Here is a 5,322-nt window from a genome sequence, read left to right on the forward strand (position 1 = left end):
GGTGGCGACGAGGTGGTCGGCGTGCGCGCTGGCCTCGGCGACCATCCGGTCGGCGTGCGCCTTGGCGTCGGCGAGGATGCGGTCGGCCTCCTCGCGGGCCGAGCCGATGGTGTGCGCGGCCTGTTCATTGGCGCTGGTGACGGTGACCTCGGCGGCGGATCGGGCGTCCGAGACGATCTTGTCCCGGATGTCGAGCACGTCCTGGGCGTCGTCGAGCTCGCCCGGCAGTGCGTCGCGCACGTCGTCGAGCAGTTCGAGCACGTCACCGCGCGGCACGATGCAGCTGCGGGTCGGCGGGATGCCGCGCGCCTCCTCGACGATGGCGACCAGCTCGTCGAGGGCTTCGAATACGCGATACATGCTGACTGACCCCACTCTCCTACGACTCTTCGGCGAACTGTCCGCCGAGCCCCAGTGTGCCCCTCATCACGGCCTGTGCCGAGTCACCCTCCGGTGTGTCGTCGCAGTGTCTTGCACGCCACACAAATCAAGTGGAGGATCTGTCTCCGCTTCGTGTTATCGTCGATACGAAGATCGACAAGGTCTTCAGACGAGCGCAGGCCCCACCGGGACTGCGGGATTGCGGAAGCCGAAGGGAAGGGCCGACCGATCCGCCGAGTGTTGACAGGTTCCGACTGTTCAGTACATGCTGAACACATCGCACAAGCGGGACCTATCAAGAGTCGGTGGGAAGGAAGCGACAACCGTCGCTGTTGTCCCCATCGAAGGCTCATGTTCGATCGGAAAGCCCATGACTGTTCTGGATCTACAGAGATCGGCGGGAGTTAGCACCACCAGCTACTTCATGCCGTGGGTAGGCCCATACCCTGCGTTGCAGACGGCTCCGGCGTCGGCGCGGTTCGAGCAGGCGATGGCGTACCTGCGCGGCGACCGGGCCTTCGCTCAGCTGATCCGCTTCGCCCTGGTCGGTGGGTCCAGCAATATCGCCTACGTGCTGCTGTTCTTCGCGATGCACGGCGTCGGGCCGCTGCTCGCCAACGTGGTCGGCTCGATCGTCAGCACCGTGATCGCCAACGAGCTGCACCGCCAACTCACCTTCCACGCGAGCGGCCGAGTCGGCTGGTTCACCGCACAGTGGGAAGGCGGCGGGCTGGCGCTGGTCGGACTCGCCATCACCACCGCGTGCCTGGCCGCCCTGGACGTCTGGGCACCTACCATCGGCGGACCGGCAGAGGCCACCGCCATCCTCGGCATCACCGCAGCCGTCGGCGGCATGCGCTTCCTGGCATTGCGGGGTCTGGTCTTCTGAACCCTGTCGAGTGAGGGGAATCAGCCCCGGTCCCAAGGCTTTCGGGACCGGGGCTGATTTGCGTTCTCAGCCTTTGCGTTCGGCCAGGCGGTCGAGCAGACGCTTGTGCACGGACGGGGGCAGCATGTCGACGACGTCGCCGCCGAAGGACGCCACCTCCTTGACCAGCGAGCTGGACAAGAAGCTGAAGGTGGGGTTGGTGGCGATGAAGAAGGTGTCCACGCCGGAGAGCTTCCGGTTCATCTGGGCCATCTGCAGCTCGTAACCGAAGTCGGTCGCGTCGCGCAGGCCCTTGACGATGGCCGTGACACCCTGCTGCTTGGCGAAGTCCACCAACAGGCCGTACCACGACTCCACGCGGACATTGGGCAGGTGAGCGGTCGCCTCGCGCAGCATCTCCATGCGCTCATCGACGCTGAACATGCCCTGCTTGTTCTTGTTGATCATGACGGTGACAACGACCTCGTCGAACTGGGCCGCGGCCCGGTTGAAGACGTCGATGTGACCGTGGGTCACGGGGTCGAAGGACCCGGGGCACAATGCTCCTGCCATGGTCAGACGCTATCGTGCGGGACCGGCGGGCACCACAGAGGGTGCACAAGACCACATCGCTAGTCGAAAGTCGCCATCTCGATGCGCGTTTCGCCGTACTTACGCGGCTTCATCGCCGAATAACCCACGGGCCATTCGATTTCCGGCGATCGGCTGGATCGCTCCACCACGACGAGCGCGTCCGGCCGCAGCCAGCCGCCGGCCAGCGCCCGCAGATCGGCGAGCACGGCGTCGGCGTCGACCGCGTACGGCGGGTCGGACAGCACCAGATCGAATTCACCCGCGCCACCCAGTTGCAGCACGCTCGCCACCGTGCCGACGCGCAGTTCGGCGCCGGGCAGCCCGAGATCGGCGATATTGCCGCGCAGCACCGCCGCCGCCTTGCGGTCGGACTCGACCAGCAGTGCGTGCGCGGCGCCACGGGACAACGCCTCCAGCCCGAGCGCGCCCGACCCCGCGTAGAGGTCGAGCACCCGGACACCGTCGAAGTCGATCCGCGCGTCGAGCGCGCTGAACAGCGCCTCCCGCACCCGGTCGGAGGTCGGGCGGGTGCCGGCCGGCGGCACTCGCAGCCGCCGCCCGCCCGCCGTTCCGGCGACGATCCTGGTCATTCGCCCGCGGACTCGCGCACGGCCAGCTCGATCAGCAGATCGCCACCCTCGACCTGCTGCACCGGACCGATCGCGACCCGGCCGACGGTGCCGGCCCGCGGTGCGGTGATCGCGGCCTCCATCTTCATCGCCTCGATGGTGCCGACGGTGTCTCCGGCCGCGATCGCGTCACCTTCGGACACCGCCAGGGTCACTACACCGGCGAACGGCGCGGCGATATGACCCGCGTTGCCCTTGTCGGCCTTCTCCGCGGCCGGGACCTCACTGGCGATCGACCGGTCGCGGATAGCGACGGGGCGCAACTGGCCGTTGAGGATGCACATCACCGTGCGGATGCCGCGCTCGTCCGGCTCGGAGATGGCCTCCAGGCCGATGAGCAGGGTGACGCCCTTCTCCAGCTGCACCCGGTGTTCCTCGCCCTGGCGCAGCCCGTAGAAGAACTGGTTCGCCGACAGGCCCATGGTGTCGCCGTACTTATCCCGATGCGCGTTGAATTCGGCGGTGGGGCCGGGGAAGAGCAGCCGGTTCAGCGTCGCGCGGCGCTCGTCCGAGGTGCCCGCGAGCCCGGCTTCGTCCTCGGCGGTGAGCGGGGTCTCCGGCTTCGCCTCGCCGCGCCCGGCCAGCGCACGGCTGCGGAACGGCTCCGGCCAGCCACCCGCCGGGGTGCCGAGTTCGCCACGCAGGAAACCGATTACCGAGTCGGGGATGTCGTAGCGGCCGGGGTCGGCGGCGAAGTCCTCGATGTCTACGCCGGTGCCGACCAGGGCCAGCGCCAGGTCGCCGACCACCTTGGACGACGGGGTCACCTTCACCAGGCGGCCCAGCAGCCGGTCCGCCGCAGCGTATTTCGCTTCCACTTCCTCGAACCGATCGCCGAGGCCGAGGGCGATGGCCTGCTGGCGCAGGTTCGACAGCTGGCCGCCGGGGATCTCATGGGTGTAGACCCGGCCGGTCGGGGCGGGCAGCCCGGACTCGAAGGGCGCGTACACCTTTCGCAGTGCTTCCCAGTACGGCTCCAGATCGCACACGTGCTGCAGGTTCAGGCTGGTGTCGTACTCGCTGTGCGCGGCGGCCGCGACGATCGCGGAAAGCGCAGGCTGACTGGTGGTTCCGGCCATCGCGGCGCTCGCGCCGTCCACCGCGTCGGCGCCCGCCTGCCAGGCGGCCAGGTAGGTGGCCAGCTGACCGCCGGGGGTGTCGTGGGTGTGCACGTGCACCGGCAGGTCGAAGTTGCTGCGCAGCGCGGTAACCAGGGTGGCGGCCGCGGGGGCGCGCAGCAGCCCGGCCATGTCCTTGATGGCGAGCACGTGCGCGCCCGCGTCCACCATCTGCTCGGCCAGCTTGAGGTAATAGTCCAGCGTGTAGAGCGTTTCGTCCGGGTTGGACAGGTCACCGGTGTAGCTCATCGCGACTTCCGCGATGGCCGTGCCGGTTTCGCGCACCGCGTCGATGGCCGGGCGCATCTGGTCGACATTGTTGAGCGCGTCGAAGATGCGGAAGATGTCGATGCCGGTGGCGGTCGCCTCGGAGACGAACGCGCGGGTCACCTGCTCCGGGTAGGGCGTGTAGCCGACGGTGTTGCGACCGCGCAGCAGCATCTGCAGGCAGATGTTCGGCACCGCCTCGCGCAGCGCGGCGAGACGCTCCCACGGGTCCTCGTACAGAAAGCGCAGCGCCACATCGTAAGTCGCGCCGCCCCAGGCCTCGATGGACAGCAGCTGCGGGGTCAGCCTGGCCACGTGCCCGGCGACGCCGAGCAGGCCGTTGGTGCGCACCCGGGTGGCCAGCAGCGACTGGTGGGCGTCGCGGAAGGTGGTGTCGGTGACGCCGACTGCTTTCTGCGCGCGCAGGTCCTGCGCGAAGCCCTCCGGGCCGAGCCGGAGCAGGCGCTGCCGGGAACCGTCCGGCGGCGCGACGGTCAGGTCGATCGGTGGCAGCTTGTCGTGCGGGTACACCGTGGTCGGCCGCTCGCCGTGCGGCTTGTTGACGGTGATGTCGGCCAGGTAGGTGAGGATCTTGGTGCCGCGGTCGGCCGAACCACGCTGGTTGAGCAGCTGCGGGCGCTCGTCGATGAACGAGGTGGTGACCCGGCCCGCCTGGAAGTCCGGGTCGTCGAGCACCGCGAGCAGGAACGGAATGTTGGTGGTGACGCCGCGAATGCGGAACTCGGCGAGCGCACGCTGGGCCCGCGACACCGCCGCGCCGAAATCGCGGCCGCGGCAGGTGAGCTTCACCAGCATCGAGTCGAAGTAGGCGCCGATCTCCGCGCCGAGGTTGGCGCCGCCGTCGAGCCGGATGCCCGCGCCGCCCGGGGTCCGGTAGGCGGTGATCCGGCCGGTGTCGGGGCGGAACCCGTTGGCCGGGTCCTCGGTGGTGATCCGGCACTGCATCGCGGCGCCGCGGATGCTGACGGTCTCCTGGCTGAGGCCGAGCTGTTCGAGGGTCTCGCCCGCCGCGATGCGCAGCTGCGCCTGCACCAGGTCTACGTCGGTGATCTCCTCGGTCACCGTGTGCTCGACCTGGATGCGCGGGTTCATCTCGATGAAGACGTGGTTGCCGCGCTCGTCGAGCAGGAACTCGACGGTGCCCGCGCAGCTGTAGCCGATCTCCTTGGCGAAGGCCACCGCGTCGGCGCAGATGCGGTCGCGCAGTGCGGGATCCAGGTTCGGCGCGGGCGCGAGCTCGATCACCTTCTGGTGCCTGCGCTGCACCGAACAGTCGCGCTCGAACAGGTGCATCACATTGCCCTGCTGGTCGGCCAGGATCTGCACCTCGATGTGGCGCGGGTTCACCACGGCCTGCTCGAGGAAGACGGTGGGGTCGCCGAACGCCGACTCGGCCTCGCGCGACGCGGCCTCGATGGACTCGCGCAGGTGCTCGGCGTCGGCG

At 69.0% G+C, this 5,322-nt stretch carries 4 protein-coding genes and 1 pseudogene; 1 reads left to right on the top strand and 4 read right to left on the bottom strand.

Annotated elements, in window-relative coordinates:
• A pseudogene (locus NN4_RS44235) lies at positions 1-360 on the bottom strand (DivIVA domain-containing protein); the annotation flags it as partial.
• A gap of 391 nt (positions 361-751) precedes the next feature.
• Between NN4_RS44235 and NN4_RS44240 the strand changes: the two are divergent.
• The gene (locus tag NN4_RS44240) at positions 752-1,270 is read left to right on the top strand and encodes a GtrA family protein (RefSeq protein WP_147144379.1); all 519 of its coding nucleotides are present in this window, start codon (positions 752-754) and stop codon (positions 1,268-1,270) included.
• 66 nt (positions 1,271-1,336) lie between these two features.
• On the opposite strand, the gene coaD is transcribed toward NN4_RS44240, so the two are convergent.
• The 3 genes from coaD to NN4_RS44255 form a co-directional block, all read right to left on the bottom strand.
• Complete coding sequence (gene coaD, locus NN4_RS44245; RefSeq protein ID WP_135232514.1) at positions 1,337-1,822, bottom strand: pantetheine-phosphate adenylyltransferase; 486 nt, start codon at positions 1,820-1,822, stop codon at positions 1,337-1,339.
• Between the two features lie 59 nt (positions 1,823-1,881).
• Positions 1,882-2,433 carry a 16S rRNA (guanine(966)-N(2))-methyltransferase RsmD gene (rsmD, locus tag NN4_RS44250; RefSeq protein WP_147144381.1) on the bottom strand — a complete coding sequence of 184 codons (552 nt, stop codon included), beginning with the start codon at positions 2,431-2,433 and terminating at the stop codon, positions 1,882-1,884.
• A partial coding sequence (locus NN4_RS44255; RefSeq protein ID WP_147144382.1) for a pyruvate carboxylase occupies positions 2,430-5,322 on the bottom strand: 2,893 nt, incomplete at its 5' end. The genes rsmD and NN4_RS44255, both read right to left, overlap by 4 nt.

It is taken from the genome of Nocardia ninae NBRC 108245 (assembly GCF_007990755.1).
Lineage (GTDB): Bacteria > Actinomycetota > Actinomycetes > Mycobacteriales > Mycobacteriaceae > Nocardia > Nocardia ninae.

Excerpts from the sequence above, each read along its gene's own strand:
- NN4_RS44240 (WP_147144379.1), top strand. The coding sequence starts at position 752 with ATGACTGTTCTGGATCTACAGAGATCGGCGGGAGTTAGCACCACCAGC.
- coaD (WP_135232514.1), bottom strand. The coding sequence starts at position 1,822 with ATGGCAGGAGCATTGTGCCCCGGGTCCTTCGACCCCGTGACCCACGGT.
- rsmD (WP_147144381.1), bottom strand. The coding sequence starts at position 2,433 with ATGACCAGGATCGTCGCCGGAACGGCGGGCGGGCGGCGGCTGCGAGTG.